A 14331-nucleotide genomic window follows, 5' to 3' on the forward strand; every position below is an offset into this window, starting at 1 on the left:
TTCCTTCGATCACATGAGGGGTGGTTCTACCTGGGCGGTCGCCGGGTCACGGCGCCACCCTGGATGGGGCCGACCAGCTCGGCGTACTGCCCGAGCAGGCCGGAATCCGTCCCGGGTTCGTGGGACAGAACAGGATTTCCCTGGCGTACCGGATCGGTGTCCACGGTGCGGGCGTCAAGGTCGATCGTGACGCGGTCACCGTCCAGAAGCCCGGCGAGAGGTCCCCCGTCGGCGGCCTCCGGCATGACCTGGCCGACGACCAGACCGTAGTTGAGCCCGGAGAGTTCTCCGTCCGTGACGACGGCGACCTGGCCGCTGAGGCCGGCGCCGTTGAGCGCCGCGACAAAGTTGGCCGCGAAGACCGTGCCGGGGCCGCCGCGCACGCCCATGCCGCGCAGCACGATCACCTGTCCGGGCACGATCTCCCCGTTCCCGAGCCCCGCGATCGCCTCGTCCTCGCCGACGAAGACCTTGGCCGGGCCCTCGAACCTGCGGCTCGTCGCCGCGCTCACCCCCGCGAGCTTCACGATCGCGCCATCCGGGGCCAGCGAGCCGCGGACGATGAGCAGGCCGGGTTCCGGCTTCACCGGGTCGTTCAGCTCCCGCAGCACCTTGCCGTCCGCGGCGCGGGCCTCGGCGGCCAGCTCGCCGACCGTGCGGCCCGAGACGGTGAGCGCGCCGGAGTGCAGGCGGGGCAGAAGCGTCCGCATGACGGTCTGCACGCCGCCGATCTCGTCGAGGTCCCACACCTGGTCGGTGCCGTTGGGGCGGATGGCGGCCAGCTGCACGGCGTCCCGCCCCCTGGCCTCGACCGTCGCGACGACGTCGAGACCCAGATCGGCCTCCGCGGCGATCGCGGACAGATGGCGGACGCAGTTGACGGACCCGCCCAGGGCGAGGGCGACCTCGACGGCGTTCTCGATCGCCTCGGCCGTCAGCACCTTCCTGGCGGTGAGCCCCTCGTGGATCATCTCGACCACCCGGCGCCCGGCTTCCTCGGCCCTGGCCAGCATCCGCTCGGAGTTGGCCCGGGTCGGCGCCGAGCCCGGCACGGTCATGCCGAGCGCCTCGGCCAGGCAGTGCATGGTGTTGGCGGTGGCCAGCCCCGCGCAGACACCCGGCCCGGTGATGCCCGCGTCCGCCAGGTCCCCCAGCTCGTCGACGCCCATGGTGCCCGCGGCGACCGCGCCCACCGACTCGTAGACGGTGTCGATGTCGACCGAGCAACCCGCGTAGGTCCCGCCGCGCTGGTAGCCGCCGATGACGACCACGGAGGGCAGATCGAGCCTGGCGGCGGCCATCAGGTGCGCCGGCGTGGTCTTGTCACAGGAGGACAGGAAGACGATGCCGTCCAGCACGGCGCCCTCGACCGCGGCCTCCACGTCGTTCACCACGAGGTCGCGGGTGGGCATGAGGTAGCGGCCGTTGCGGCCGGCGGTGGTGATGAAGTCGCTCGGCGCGGTGGTGCGGATCTCGAAGGGCAGCCCACCCGCCTCGCGTACCGCGTCGGCGACCCGGGTGGCCACGTCGTCGAGGTGGATGAAGCACACCGAGAGCTTCGACGACGTGTTGACAATCGCGATCTTCGGCTTCAGCTGGTCCTCCAGGCTGATGCCCATGGCGCTCCACTGCGCCCGCCGCACGGCCCAGCGCGAGGTGCCGGGTGTGAAGTTGCTGCGGAGTACGGTGCCGTCCCCCCTGGGGACATCTGCGGCGTTGGCCGCACCGTCGACGTTACTGCCGGCGTTACTGTCGGCGTTGTGGCTCACAGCGCGCTCCCGTTCTGTGTCATCGCGGATCTGACCCTGGCCCCGTCAAGACGGCGGTAGGGGGTGCCCTCGTCGAGGGAGAGGACGGTGGCCACCCCTGCGGCGTGGCCGTACTCGAAGCACTGGGCGGTGACCCTGGCCGAGGCGAGCGCCTCGTGCTGGGCGCTCAGGCAGCGGCCCGCGACGATGACGTTCTCCCCCGCCTCGGGCACGAGGGTGAGGTACGGGACCTCGTAGTAGTCGTCGATCAGCCAGTGCAGCTTGGGCCGGTCTCCGTCGTGCAGCTCGATCGGCCACGGGCTGCGGACGATGCCCGAGGAGTCCTTGCGCCCCGTCACGACCGCCTCGTTGCTCAGGGTCTCGACGCCGACGACGCTGCGCGTCTGGCGAACGCCCGCCTCCACGCCGGTGTCGACGACGAAACCGCCCGCGCAGCCCGGCATGGTCTCGATGAGGAAGTCGGCGTACGCCCTGACCTGACGGCGGCCCCCGACCTCCGCCTCGGTGAAGTCGGCGGGGTCGATGACGTTGAGCATGCGCCCGTCGGCCCCGGTGAGCCGGGTGGCGTTGACCATCAGCTCGCCGGGGCGGGGGGTGGTGAAGATCCAGATCTTCTGCCGGGGCAGGTCGGCGCCGAGTGCCCTGGCCTCCTTGATCCGCTCGGTCACCCAGGGCGGGCAGATGGTGTCCTCGCCGTAGCCGTCCAGGAACGCCTCGACGTCGACCCCGCCGAGGCGGAAGAACATGGTGGGGTTCTGGATCCGCCCGTCGTCGCCGAACACGTAGCGGCCGCCCGCACGGGCCACGACCGCGGCGTCCCCGGAGGCGTCGACGGTACGGGCCGCGCGCACGACGCCGACCCCGGCGTTCGAGGAGAGCACGGCGCCCCGGTACTCGTCCCCCTCCATCACCACACCGACGACGGAGGTGTGGAAGAGCACCCGCACCCCGGCGGCCGCCAGCAGGTCGTCGGCCGTCTCCCGCCAGACCAGCGGGTCGTGGGCGCTCGTCCACGTCTTGCCGTACCGCTGGGGACGGGTCAGGCCGCCTCGCTTGGACAGCCCCTGCCGGAAGCGCTCGGTGAAACCCCACACCACCTGTTCCGGTGAGGTGCCGGTCTCCGTCGCCAGGTACATGCCGCAGACGGTTCCGGACATGCCGGCCACCGCGGCGCCGCCCGCGAACCCGTACTTCTCGACGAGCAGCACGCTCTTGCCGGCCTCCGCGGCCACCACGGCCGCGGCCACTCCCGCGGCCCCGCCGCCGACCACGAGCACGTCGACGTCGGCCACGACGGGGTAGTCCGCGTCGGGGGACACCACTGCGGGTAGTCGCCAATGGACCACCGATATATCGGTCATGTATTGACCGTACATCACAAGGCGGTACTATTGTCCAGTCCGGAAATCCTCTTGAAACATCGCAGACACGGGGTGACGGGTGTCCCTGCCGAACAAATCCGACCGCGCCTACGACGCGATCGAGAACATGATCACTTTTCAGGAGCTCGTGCCGGGGTCACTCATATCCGAGTCCATGCTCATGGAGCGCACCGGCCTCGGCAGGACGCCCGTCCGTGAGGCGCTCCAGCGGCTGTCCCGCGAGCGCATGGTGGAGATCCACCCCAACCGGGGGGTGTTCGTCCCGCCCACCTCCATCGAGGCCCAGCTGAAACTCCTGGAGCTGAGGCGCACCCTGGAGGCCCTGGCGGTCAAGCTCGCCACCCACCGCGCCGTCCCCGAGCAGAAACGCCAGATGCAGGAGGTCGTCGAGCACTTCAGGGACTGCGAGCCGGACGTGCGCTCCTTCGCGACGATCCTCAAGCGCACCCACGACCTGATCGTCGCCGCCGCTCACAACGAGTACATCTCGGTGGCCATGGCGCCCCTCCAGGGGCTCTCCCGCAGGTTCTGGTTCGCACACCTGAAGGATTCCGCCGAGGAACTGCGCACGGCGTCACGGCTGCACGGCGACATCCTCCGCGCCATCTGCCACGGCGACGAGACCGAGGCGGTGAACGCCTCGACCAGGCTCAACGACTATCTGGTCGACTTCGCCTACGCCACCCTGCACCCGCCGGCCTGAGCGGCTCCCCCCTGGCTCGGGAAAAGGGCCGGGCGCCGCGGACGACGACACCCGGCCCGTGGAGCGCGGGGGCCGGGTCGTCAGCCCTCCAGCGCGACCCGGCGGGCCAGGCCCAGCGGGAGACCGCCGGAACCCGCCAGCGTGTCGTGGAAGGCGCGCAGGTCACCGCGGCCCGCGGCCAGGTAGTCGTCGCGGATGCGGTCGATCTCCAGTGCCCCCGTCAGGTAGGAGGGCGCCTGGGTGGGCCACGCGCAGTAGCGGTTGACCTCCCCCTTGGCCGTGCCGGGGGTGAGCGAGGACCTCGTGGTCATGAACTCCTCGGCCTGCTCGATCGTCATGTCACCGCAGTGCAGCGAGGTGTCCACGACGATGCGCGCCGCCCGGAAGAGCCGGAAGTCCAGGTGGGCGAGCTCCTGGGCCGGAGTGGTGAAGTAGCCCTGCTCGTGCATGAGCTTCTCGACGTACAGGCCCCAGCCCTCGGCGAAGTACGGGGTGCGGAACAGCCTGCGGGCCCGGCGTGGGTTGCCCGCCATCCAGGACAGGTGCCAGTGGTGACCGGGGTACGCCTCGTGGACGGCGATGGAGGGCATCTGGGCCCTGGCGTTGGTGCGCAGCCGCTGGCGGACCTGCTCCCCGGTGAAGGAGGACGGGGTGAAGGGCACGAAGAAGTGCCCGATCCTGGAGGCCGACAGGGGCGGCGGCGACAGGTAGGAGGCGACCGCGAGGATGGGCCGCTGGAACTCGGGCGACGGGACGACCAGGCACTCCTCGCCCTCTGCGAAGGTCACCAGGCCGCGCTCGCGGACGAACCTCCTGGCCCGCTCCGTCTCGGCCTCGTACTCGGCCCGCATGTCCTCCAGCGTCGGCGCGTGGTCGTCCTGAAGCCCGGTGATGACCGCGTGCCAGTCGCCCGAGCCGCCGTCCAGCCGGGCGGCGACCTCGCGCATCCGCGCGTCCAGCTCGTCGTAGGCGGCCTGTCCCCGCCTGAGCAGCTCGTCGGCGCCGTAGCCGAGCATCTCCCGCTCGCGCAGCAGCGTGGAGTAGAGCTCCTCCCCCATCCGCCAGGTGCCCTCCGCCCGGAACCCTTCGAGGAACTCCACCAGCTCGTCGAAGGCCGCCGCCGCGGGCTCGGCCGCCGCGGCCAGCCGGGCCCGCAGCGCCTCGTCGGACACCTGGCCGGGGACCGTCCCGGTGAGGAAGCGGCGAGCGGTCCGCGCCTGGCCCAGCCCCCGCTCGACCAGCAGCGGGGCCGCCAGCGCGGGGTCGAGGTTGGCCCGGCAGGCGGCGAGGACGTCCGGCACCTCGGCCAGCCGCGCGACGGCCGCGTCCACCAACTCGGCCTCACCGGAGAGCCGCTGCAGGAACGGGCTGAACATCGAGGAGAAGATCGGGCCCACGTAGGCGGCCGGGTCACGCCGCCAGAGCGGCCACGACTCGTACGCGATCCCGCCGCGCAGCGTGGACATGACGAGTTCCCGGTCGATCTCGTCCTCGAAGTCCCCGGCGTCCTGGGCCCCCTGGAGTCGTTCCAGCCGGCGGCGCGACTCCCGTTCCCTGGCCAGGATGCCGGCCTCGGTGAAGTCACCGAGGGTCCTGTCGTACCCCGGCGCGCCCGCGAGGGCGGCATAGATGGGATTCTCCGCCAGGTACCAGTCGAGAAATTCGCTTACCAGCTGGGAGGACGTCATACCGCGAGATCCTACTTCGCAGGCGATTTCACCACCGATGTGGTCACCGGCCGGCCTTCGCCCCCTCCGAGTCCGCGGACAAGCAGGCGCGGCTCCGCCGTTCCCATAAACTTCATGACGTGGGTGACCCGAAGTTCGAGATCCAGATGCTCCACGACCGCGTCATGGTCAAGGTCGAGCAGGAGTCAGAGGAACGGCGCAGCACGGCTGGCATCGTCATCCCGGCGACGGTGAAGATGGCCAACCGCCTCGTCTGGGGTGAGGTCTGCGGCGCGGGCCAGAACGTCCGGGCGGTCAAGGTCGGCGACAAGGTCCTGTTCAACCCCGAGGACCAGTACGAGGTCGAGGTCCACAGCCAGATCTATCTGGTCATGCGCGAGCGCGACCTGCACGCCATCGCCACCCCGCAGACCGACAACGGCACCGGCCTCTACCTCTGAGCTTCACGGCTCCACGGAGGGCGTCACCACCGCCCGGTCTCCGCTGCGCCACCCCTACCGCGCGGATCGCCTCCTGGCTCAGTACGGCCATCCCTGAACCCGCCCTCGGGCCGCGCCGGTCATTTCCGGGTGTATCCGAGATAGAGCTTGTTGTTCCAATCCTCGGCGGAGAAGGCGGCCAGCACCCGCGTGGTCTTGCCCTTGAGGGTCGACAGGACCACCTGGTAGTGGTTCCCGGAGGGGATGACCGCGATGAAGTGCTTCTCGTCCCACCATCCCCACAGGGCCTTCGGCCGGATGCCGGGCACCTTGGCCGCGAGCCTGCCCGAGGTGCGATCCCAGACACAGACGTGCTCGGTGTAGCTGGACGGGCACCAGGTCATCAGGCCCTTGCCCGAGGGGGTGAAGGCGTCCTCACCACCGGCGGGCCTGCCGGTCTTGGCCAGGGTGCGGCGGATCGTGCCGTCCTGCCCGTAGAAGCGGGCACCGCCCTGGTACTCGGCCACCACCTCGGTGCCGTCGGAGCTCCAGCGGAAGCGCGCGGCCTTGTCGACATCGGCCACGGTCACCGTCTTGGCGCTCTTCGCGGACACGTCGACGACCACGAACCCGGAGGTCACCCACGCCGAGCCGCTCTTCCGCTCGGTGGTCAGCACCGCCTTGCCGCCGTCGCGGCTCCAGTGCGCGTAGTGCGCGACGAGCGGCTTCCGCACCGTACGGATCCGGGTGCCCTTGGAGGTCGCCAGGTCGAGCAGGACGACCGAGTCGTAGCCGCTCTTGTAGGAGGTGGGCACCGCCAGCGCGCTGCCCCCCTTCGGCGCGACCGTGATCTCCTGGTAGGCGGCCTGCCGGGTGAACCCGTCACCCCTGCGCAGGTAGGTCATCTTTCCGGAGGAGTACGAGGTCACCCTGAGCGGGTCCGTGGCGTCCTCCCGTACGGTGACCCTGGTACCGGGCAGCACGGTATCGATGGGCGCGGCCGCGGCGTGCGCGGGGAGCGGCACGATCGCCGAGGCCAGAACGACAAGGCAGCCGAGGAACCGGTAAATCCCAGGAGTCACGGACACGCCGGAATCCTAAGCCGGAAAGCTCTCAAGATCCCGATCTAGACCGAATCGGTTAGAACAGGTGTAAGAGAGGCCTGCGGTGGTCAAGGGTCGTCCTCCTCTCGGGCCATGCCGCGTCATGCCCCCTCACCCGGCGCGGTCCCGCACCTCAGGCACTCCCTGACCACGGGGAGGCGATGGCGCCGGTGTTCGTAGAACCGGTGACCGAGCGCCGCCGCGACGAGCACCCCGCCGAGCAGCAGGAGCATGAACGGCCCGTACTTCTCATGTCCGATCAGGCCCATGACGAGATGGGCTATACCGGCGGCGACGATGATCGCGCCGACGTTGAGCAGTTCCCTGTTGAGCGTCCACCCCGAGGCGGATCGTTCCCGTTCCGTCTCACTCATGCCCCCAGATTCACTACGGTCAGTTACAGGCCCCGACGGATTCCGTCACCGCGATGTAAAACGCGGAGCGGCGATGTAAAACGCGGAGCGGCGATGTAAAACGCGGAGCATCTTCTCGTGGCGGCAAACGTTGTGATCCATCGGGAAACAGGACTTCCCCCGCCCGCACAAAGAGCCGGCGGCCGGGAGGCCGACTCCGTCAGCCGCCGAGCCGGCGGAACCTGTGCGCCGACAACGGCAGGAAGACGGCGATCAGCAGCAGCGGCCAGAGCACCGCCATGAGGGTGGCGTTCTGCACGATCCACGACTCTCCCGCCCAGCCGGGGTTGTCGAAGAGCCTCCTGGTGGCCGTGGCGGTGGCCGAGAACGGGTTCCACTGCGCGATCGCACCGAGCCAGCCGGGCATGGTGGCGGGATCGACGAACACACTGGACAGGAAGCCGACCGGCCAGACCAGGATCTGCACCGACGTCACCACCTCCGGCCCTCCCGATACGAGGCCGATGTAGATCCCCACCCAGAGCAGGGCGAAGCGCAGCAGCAGGAGCAGACCCACCGCGGCCAGCGCCTCGGCCAGGCCGCCCTCGGCACGCCAGCCGAGCAGCAGCCCGGCCCCGATCATGACGGCCAGCCCGACCACCGAGTTGAGCATGTCGGCGATCCCGCGGCCCATGACGACCGCCGAGGCGCTCATCGGCATCGAGCGGAACCTGTCGGTCACCCCCTTGGCCGCGTCGGTGGTGACCGCCATCATCGTGCTCTCCAGGCCGAAGAGCATGGTCATCGCGAACATGCCGGGGATCAGGAAGTCGAAGTAGCCGCCCCCGCCGGGGACGCCGATGGCGCCGCCGAACAGGCCGCCGAACATCAGCACCATCATGACCGGGAAGAGCCATCCGACGGCGACCGTTCCCGGGCGGCGGGCCCAGTGGCCCAGGTCGCGCAGGGTGATGGTCCAGGAGTCGGCCAGCGCCCAGCCGAACCTGGAGAGCGGGGAGGTGGCGGGCAGGGTCGAGGTCGTCGTACTCACGCGGATGCCTCCGTATCGGGGGTTGGGATCGTCGTAGTCACCGGGGCGCCCCTGTCGGAGACGGTGACCGCCCGCACCAGGGCGCACGGCGGCGACGTCCATGCCGGGGGTGCCCATCCGGGCCCCCTGCCGGAGAGCCCGGTCGCGGCGTTCACGCGGACGCCCCGGTACGGGCGGCCGTGTGCTCGGCACCGCCCGTCAGGTGCAGGAAGACCTCGTCGAGCGTGGGGCGGCGCAGCGTGACGTCGACCGGCTCGATCCCGGCGTCGCCGAGCGCGGTGGCCATGGTGACGAGCGCCCGGGTGCGCTCGGCGACCGGGATGCTGACCCGGCGCGACTCGGCGTCCACCAAGATCCCGCCGGAGGCGACCCGCGCCGCGAGCGCCTCCGCCCTGGCCACGTCCGCCGGATCGGCGAGGACGAGATCGAGCCAGTCGCCGCCGATGGCCGACTTCAGCTCCTCCGGGGTGCCCTCGGTGACGACCCGGCCCGCCCCGAGCATGGTGATCCGGTCGGCCAGCCGGTCCGCCTCCTCCAGATACTGGGTGGTGAGCAGCACGGTCGTGCCGGAGCCGACCAGGTCGCGGATGGCCGACCACACCTCCTGGCGGGCGGCCGGGTCGAGGCCGGTGGTGGGCTCGTCCACGAAGAGCACCCGGGGTGCGACGATGAGGCTCGCCGCCAGGTCGAGCCGCCTGCGCATGCCGCCGGAGTACTCGCCGACCGGCTTGGCCCCGGCGTCCGCCAGCGAGAAGCGCTCCAGCAGCTCGCCGGCCCGCCTCCGCGCCCCGGCCGCCGACAGGTGGTTCAGCCTGCCGAACATCACCAGGTTCTGCCGCCCGCTGAGGATCTCGTCGACCGCCGCGTACTGGCCGACCAGCCCGATCCGCTCGCGCACCTGCCGCGCCTGCGTGCGGACGTCGAACCCCGCGACGCTCGCCCGGCCCGAGTCCGGGCGCAGCAGCGTGGACAGGATCCTGATCGCCGTGGTCTTGCCCGCGCCGTTGGGCCCGAGCAGGCCGCAGACCGTGCCGGCCGCCACCTCCAGGTCGAACCCGTTGAGACCCGTCCCCTCGGCGGCACCCGCGTAGTTCTTGCGCACGTCGTGCGCGGCGATCGCGAACTCCGTCGCTCTCACAACCACCTGTTTCACCCCTGTTTCGCCTGTCTTCCCACCCGGCGCCGTCGCGCCTCCGTGGCGTAGACCGTACCGTACACCGTACGACTCAGCTACGGTGGTCCCAACGACGAAAATCTGGAGACTGTTCCCTTGAGTGCGAAGAAAGCTTCCGACGCCGACCCGGCACGCAGCCTGGCGCTCCTGTGGGGCTCGCACAGCAGGCCGGGGCGCTCCGGGCTGACCGTGCGCTCGATCGTCCTGGCGGCCATCGAGCTGGCCAACGCCGAGGGGCTCGAAGCGGTCTCGATGCGCCAGGTCGCCGAGCGGCTGGGGGTCGGGACCATGTCCCTCTACACCCACGTCCCCGGCAAGGGCGAGCTGACCGACCTCATGGTTGACACCGCGTACGGGGAGCTGTACGCCGACGTGGACGCCCCGTCCCGGCAGACAGGCGGCTGGCGGGGCGCGATGGAGTTCGTCGCCGCCCGCAACTGGGACCTCTACCGGCGCAACCCGTGGCTGCTGCAGGTCATCGACGCCCGCTCCACGCTGGGGCCGAACGCGTCGCTCAAGTACGAGGCCGAGCTACGCCCGCTGGACGGCGTCGGCCTGACGGACGTCGAGATGGACTCCGTGCTGGCCCTGGTCCTCAGCCACGTGCAGAGCACCGCCAGGGCCGCGGCCAACCAGGCACGGGTCCAGCAGGAGAGCGGGATGACCGACGTCGAGTGGTGGCTGTCCAACGCCCCGCTGCTCGACAAGATCATGGACGACACCCGCTTCCCGGTCGCCTCCCGCGTCGGCCAGGCCGCGGGCCAGGCCCATCATGCGATCTCCGACCCCGCACACGCCCTGGCCTTCGGCCTGGACCGCATCCTGGACGGCGTCGCCGACCTGATCGCGAGCCGGAACCCGGCGAACGGGAGACAGGACCGCTGATCGGGAAGCCGGGTCAGCCCGCGGCCGGGGTGGGACCGGCGGCGCGGGCGCGGAGGACGACTTCCGGCTCGAAGCGGTCACCGGGGGTGCCGAGCCTGGTCGGCGAGGAGTCCGGTGGCCCGGCGGAGGCGGTGGCGGACGGTCCGCGGGCGGATACACCGGATCTCGTGGCGTCGGCGAGTGACCGCGATGCGTTGACCGGGAGGATCGGCAGGCGCATGGTCACGCCGTGACGGACGCGAGGGAGTGAGACGGCCCTGGTGAATCAGGTGGGCTCCTCCGCCGGTACGGCTGCGGCGGTTTCGGGCTCCTGCGCCGGTACGGCCGCGGCGGCTTCGAGCTCCCGGGGCGGGTCGCTGAGCTGTTCGCGCAGGTAGTTCCAGACCACGGCGATCAGGGCGGCGACCGGTACGGCGAGCAGGCTGCCCACGATGCCGGCCAGGCTGCCGCCCAGCGTCACCGCGAGCAGGACCACCGCCGCGTGCAGGCCCAGGCCGTGGCTCTGCACCATCGGCTGGAGCACGTTGCCCTCCAGCTGCTGGACCGCGACGATGATGGCCAGCACGATCAGCGCGTCCGTCGGGCCGTTCGACACCAGCGTGATGAGCACGGCGACGAGGCCGGCGAACAGGGCGCCGACGATGGGGATGAACGCCGTCACGAAGGTCAGGACCGCCAGTGGGAGCACCAGCGGCACGCCCACGATCCACAGGCCGAGGCCGATGAAGACGGCATCGAGCAGGCCGACGAACGCCTGGGAGCGGACGAACGCGCCGAGGGTGTCCCAGCCGCGTTCGGCCACGGCCGGCACGTCCACGGCGAGGCGGCCGGGGAGCTGACGGGTCAGCCACGGCAGGAAGCGCGGGCCGTCCTTGAGGAAGAAGAACATCAGGAAGAGCGCGAGGACGGTGGTGACCAGACCGTTGACGACGGTGCCCACCCCGGTCACGGTGGCGGTGACGATGCCGCCGACGCTGTCCTGGATACGGGCGATCGCGGTGTCGAGCACGCTGGTGACCTGGTCGTTGCCGATGTTCAGCGGCGGCCCGGCGGCCCATTCGCGCACCTGCTTGATGCCGTTGACCACGCCGGTGGCCAGCTCTCCGGACTGTGACACGACGGGCACGACGATCAGGACCACGATGCCCGCGGCGACCAGGAGGAACAACAGGGTCACGGCCGACGCGGCCAGGGCGGGAGGCCAGCCGTACCGGCGCAGGAGACGGGTTACCGGCCAGGTCAGCGTGGTGAGCAGCAGGGCGACCATGAGCGGCCAGACCACGGACCACATTTGGCCCACGACCCACAGGGTCACCGCGCTCATCAGCAGGACCAGCAGCATCTCCGCGGAGATGCGCGCCGAGGAGCGCAGCGCGGCCCGGGTCTTCGTGGCACTCAGCGTGGCAGGCATGTGATCACCTTATGCATCCTCGATCGGGCCCGCGTCGACGCGCAGGATTCGGGCGGATTCAGGCTGGTTCGGCGCTGCGCTGCCCTGTCGAAGCGGCGCCCCGCTTCATAGTAAAAGGAGTTATATGTCCGTTTCTCGCGGAAATCCGGCAGAGGGGGCACCCGCGCCGTCGTTCTCCGGGATCCCAGGCCACGGACGCGACCGCGTCGACATCACACTCTCCTCATCTCAGGCACCCTGCGGCTGAGAACGATCACCGCGAGGAGAGACGCCGAATCGGGCGGCGAAGTCCTGAAGGACGGGGCATCCGCCCCGGGTGCCGGGCGAGTGTGAAGCCGGGTCAGCCCGACGCGGGGGTGAGACCGGCGGCGCGGGCGCGGAGGACCACCTCCAGTTCGAAGCGGTCGCCGGAGGTGCCGAGCTGGTCGGCGAAGAGTTCGGTGGCCTGGCGGAGGCGGTAGCGGACGGTCTGCGGGTGGATGTGCAGCCTGGCCGCGACCTCGGTGGCGTTGCCGCTCTGCAACCAGGCCAGCAGGGTCTCGGCCAGCCGGTCGCGCTGGGCGGGGCGCAGGGCGAGCAGGGGTTCCAGCCGTGCCCGGCCCATGATCTGGATCAGCGACTCGTCCTGGAAGATCATCAAGGTGGCGAGGTGGTCGGAGACCCGGATGATCCGGCGGCCGTCCAGCACCCCGCGCCTGGCCAGGGCCAGCGCGTCCCTGGCGAGCCTGAGCGAGAGACCGGCCTCCCCCACCGCGACCGCGGGGCCGATGGCCACGGTCCAGTCGGCCGCCATGGCGTTCAGCAGGCCGTGCCGCCCCGGGCCTTCGGGGTCGGGCACCACCATGCAGGGGTCGGAGCGGTCGAGGTCGACGAGCACGTCGGGCGGGAGACCCGGCCTGGGCAGATCGCCCTGGGCACGGGCGGCCAGGGCGACGCAGGCCAGGGTGCGCGGCATGGTCCAGCGCACCGACCTGGCCAGATCGGCCACCGCGCGGGAGTCGGCGGCCGGGTGGGCGACGAGCAGGTCGAGCAGCCTGCGGCGCCGGAGTTCGAGCTCGCCCGCCACCCGGACCTGGGCCTCGGAGTAGCCGTCGGCCGCCGCGGCGGCGATCTCGTCGAGGTAGACCAGGATCGCCTCCCCGATGTCGCACATGCGCTGCCGGGACAGGTCGAGCCGCTCGGACTCCTCGGCCAGCCGTCGCCACGCCACCCTGGCGCAGATCCGCAGCGCGGACTGGAGCGAGTCGAGGGGGCGCCCCTCCGCGGCCTCCCCGCTGCCGACGGCGCGGAAGACCTCCAGCAGCCGGGACCGGCTCGCCCCCCGGTCACCGACCCGGTTCACGAATCCGGCGAGTGCCTCCTCGACGGCGTGCCTGACGATACGGGCGTAGGCGCCGCTCTGCCGGGAGTACTCCGGCACGCTGGCCCGGATCTCGCCGATCATCTCCTCGGCCAGGACGTCCAGATAGGGGCGGAGGGCCTCGGCGAACTCCCGGGGGATGTCCGCCTGCGGCTGTTCGACGACACGGGCAAGGCTCACGGGGGCTCCTCCTGGTCTCGGACGCTACTCCGATGTCAGGAAGCCGTCTTCTGACCGGAGCGCACATTTTCCCCGGCGCCCCCACTCACCCCCGTAACAAGAAATCACCCCCCGCGACCACCTCCCGTGAGGCTGCCCCCACATCCCCCCAGCCCCCGGCCACACCCCCCTCGCACCAAGCCGACGAGCCGCCCAAGAACCACCCTGGGGACGTATTCCACGCTCTCTGCCCTTGAGGGACTACCCGTGAGGCCGCGCCGGCGACTGGACTGAGGAGAGAGGGGTCGTGAGGAACGAACGACCCCTCTCGACGAGGGAAGGAGCCGGATCCCAGCGGCCTCACCGCGACGCGTTAGCGTCGCAGTCAGTACAGCGTCGCAGTCAACCCGGGTTAGAAGTAGCCGGTGCCCGTGATGGCGGCCGTCGTGTCACCCATGTTCTTCACCCGGTAGCGGATGCACTGGGCGGGCTGGGGAGTATTGGCGGCGACGTACGCGGCGTGGTCGTTGGCGGCGATCGGCACCGACCCGATGTACCGGCCGCGGCAGTTGCCGACCTTGACCTTGACGGGCACGCTGTTGTTGTCCAGCTTGACCAGCACGTTTCCGTTGTACTGGCGCCCGGGGACGAGCTCGGGCGTGAGGAACACCTCCTCGCCTGGCTGCACCCTCGCGGACAGGTTGACATCATCGGCGTGAGCAGGGGTGCCGGTCAGGGCGACGGCTCCGGCGGCCACCAGGACCAACATCGAGGACAGGGCGCGCATCGAACGTCACTCTCCTTATTCGTCTCTGCCGATCCGTCCCTGCGGATCGGACGTGGAGACACTACGGAGAGTCACATCCAGGGATGC

The 14331-nt window shown here is 70.8% G+C and carries 14 protein-coding genes; 3 read left to right on the top strand and 11 right to left on the bottom strand.

The window, feature by feature from the left end; translation table 11 throughout:
* Positions 1–26: 26 nt before the first annotated feature.
* Both ilvD and ABT061_RS10720 read right to left on the bottom strand, forming a co-directional pair.
* Positions 27–1769: a dihydroxy-acid dehydratase gene (gene ilvD / locus ABT061_RS10715; protein ID WP_350915027.1), complete on the bottom strand. Its 1743-nt coding sequence runs from the start codon at positions 1767–1769 to the stop codon at positions 27–29.
* Positions 1766–3130: an FAD-dependent oxidoreductase gene (locus ABT061_RS10720; protein ID WP_350915029.1), complete on the bottom strand. Its 1365-nt coding sequence runs from the start codon at positions 3128–3130 to the stop codon at positions 1766–1768. The genes ilvD and ABT061_RS10720 overlap by 4 nt, the downstream gene beginning before the upstream one ends.
* A gap of 79 nt (positions 3131–3209) precedes the next feature.
* On the opposite strand from ABT061_RS10720, the gene ABT061_RS10725 reads away from it, so the two are divergent.
* Positions 3210–3854, top strand: a complete 645-nt coding sequence (locus ABT061_RS10725; protein WP_350915031.1) for a GntR family transcriptional regulator — start codon at positions 3210–3212, stop codon at positions 3852–3854.
* 80 nt (positions 3855–3934) lie between these two features.
* Here the strand turns inward: ABT061_RS10725 and ABT061_RS10730 are convergent, their stop codons facing one another.
* Positions 3935–5542: a DUF885 domain-containing protein gene (locus ABT061_RS10730; protein WP_350915033.1), complete on the bottom strand. Its 1608-nt coding sequence runs from the start codon at positions 5540–5542 to the stop codon at positions 3935–3937.
* Between the two features lie 119 nt (positions 5543–5661).
* On the opposite strand from ABT061_RS10730, the gene ABT061_RS10735 reads away from it, so the two are divergent.
* A complete protein-coding gene (locus tag ABT061_RS10735) occupies positions 5662–5982 on the top strand; it encodes a GroES family chaperonin (RefSeq protein ID WP_350915035.1) in 321 nt (106 codons plus the stop codon).
* A gap of 119 nt (positions 5983–6101) precedes the next feature.
* On the opposite strand, the gene ABT061_RS10740 is transcribed toward ABT061_RS10735, so the two are convergent.
* The 4 genes from ABT061_RS10740 to ABT061_RS10755 form a co-directional block, all read right to left on the bottom strand.
* Positions 6102–7049: a TolB-like translocation protein gene (locus tag ABT061_RS10740; protein WP_350915037.1), complete on the bottom strand. Its 948-nt coding sequence runs from the start codon at positions 7047–7049 to the stop codon at positions 6102–6104.
* A 116-nt stretch (positions 7050–7165) separates the two neighbouring features.
* The gene (locus tag ABT061_RS10745) at positions 7166–7438 is read right to left on the bottom strand and encodes a hypothetical protein (protein ID WP_350915039.1); all 273 of its coding nucleotides are present in this window, start codon (positions 7436–7438) and stop codon (positions 7166–7168) included.
* A gap of 199 nt (positions 7439–7637) precedes the next feature.
* A complete protein-coding gene (locus ABT061_RS10750; protein ID WP_350915042.1) occupies positions 7638–8468 on the bottom strand; it encodes an ABC transporter permease in 831 nt (276 codons plus the stop codon).
* Between the two features lie 151 nt (positions 8469–8619).
* On the bottom strand, positions 8620–9612 hold the full coding sequence (locus ABT061_RS10755) for an ATP-binding cassette domain-containing protein (protein WP_502991415.1): 993 nt from the start codon (positions 9610–9612) through the stop codon (positions 8620–8622).
* Between the two features lie 126 nt (positions 9613–9738).
* On the opposite strand from ABT061_RS10755, the gene ABT061_RS10760 reads away from it, so the two are divergent.
* Positions 9739–10527, top strand: coding sequence for a TetR/AcrR family transcriptional regulator (locus ABT061_RS10760; protein WP_350915044.1), 789 nt, complete (start codon positions 9739–9741; stop codon positions 10525–10527).
* Positions 10528–10540: 13 nt separating this feature from the next.
* Here ABT061_RS10760 and ABT061_RS10765 read toward each other — a convergent pair whose 3' ends face one another.
* From ABT061_RS10765 to ABT061_RS10780, 4 genes are all read right to left on the bottom strand, one after another.
* Positions 10541–10747 carry a hypothetical protein gene (locus tag ABT061_RS10765; RefSeq protein ID WP_350915046.1) on the bottom strand — a complete coding sequence of 69 codons (207 nt, stop codon included), beginning with the start codon at positions 10745–10747 and terminating at the stop codon, positions 10541–10543.
* Positions 10748–10792: 45 nt separating this feature from the next.
* A complete protein-coding gene (locus ABT061_RS10770; RefSeq protein WP_350915048.1) occupies positions 10793–11938 on the bottom strand; it encodes an AI-2E family transporter in 1146 nt (381 codons plus the stop codon).
* 340 nt (positions 11939–12278) lie between these two features.
* On the bottom strand, positions 12279–13478 hold the full coding sequence (locus ABT061_RS10775; RefSeq protein WP_350915050.1) for a PucR family transcriptional regulator: 1200 nt from the start codon (positions 13476–13478) through the stop codon (positions 12279–12281).
* 391 nt (positions 13479–13869) lie between these two features.
* Positions 13870–14244 carry a hypothetical protein gene (locus ABT061_RS10780; RefSeq protein WP_350915052.1) on the bottom strand — a complete coding sequence of 125 codons (375 nt, stop codon included), beginning with the start codon at positions 14242–14244 and terminating at the stop codon, positions 13870–13872.
* Positions 14245–14331: the final 87 nt, after the last annotated feature.

This window comes from Streptosporangium sp. NPDC002544 (genome assembly GCF_040295965.1).
In the GTDB taxonomy this organism is placed as follows: domain Bacteria; phylum Actinomycetota; class Actinomycetes; order Streptosporangiales; family Streptosporangiaceae; genus Streptosporangium.

Coding starts and splice junctions, on each gene's coding strand:
- ABT061_RS10745 (WP_350915039.1), bottom strand. CDS start 7,438: ATGAGTGAGACGGAACGGGAACGATCCGCCTCGGGGTGGACGCTCAAC.
- ABT061_RS10770 (WP_350915048.1), bottom strand. CDS start 11,938: ATGCCTGCCACGCTGAGTGCCACGAAGACCCGGGCCGCGCTGCGCTCC.
- ABT061_RS10720 (WP_350915029.1), bottom strand. CDS start 3,130: ATGACCGATATATCGGTGGTCCATTGGCGACTACCCGCAGTGGTGTCC.
- ABT061_RS10730 (WP_350915033.1), bottom strand. CDS start 5,542: ATGACGTCCTCCCAGCTGGTAAGCGAATTTCTCGACTGGTACCTGGCG.
- ABT061_RS10765 (WP_350915046.1), bottom strand. CDS start 10,747: ATGCGCCTGCCGATCCTCCCGGTCAACGCATCGCGGTCACTCGCCGAC.
- ABT061_RS10780 (WP_350915052.1), bottom strand. CDS start 14,244: ATGCGCGCCCTGTCCTCGATGTTGGTCCTGGTGGCCGCCGGAGCCGTC.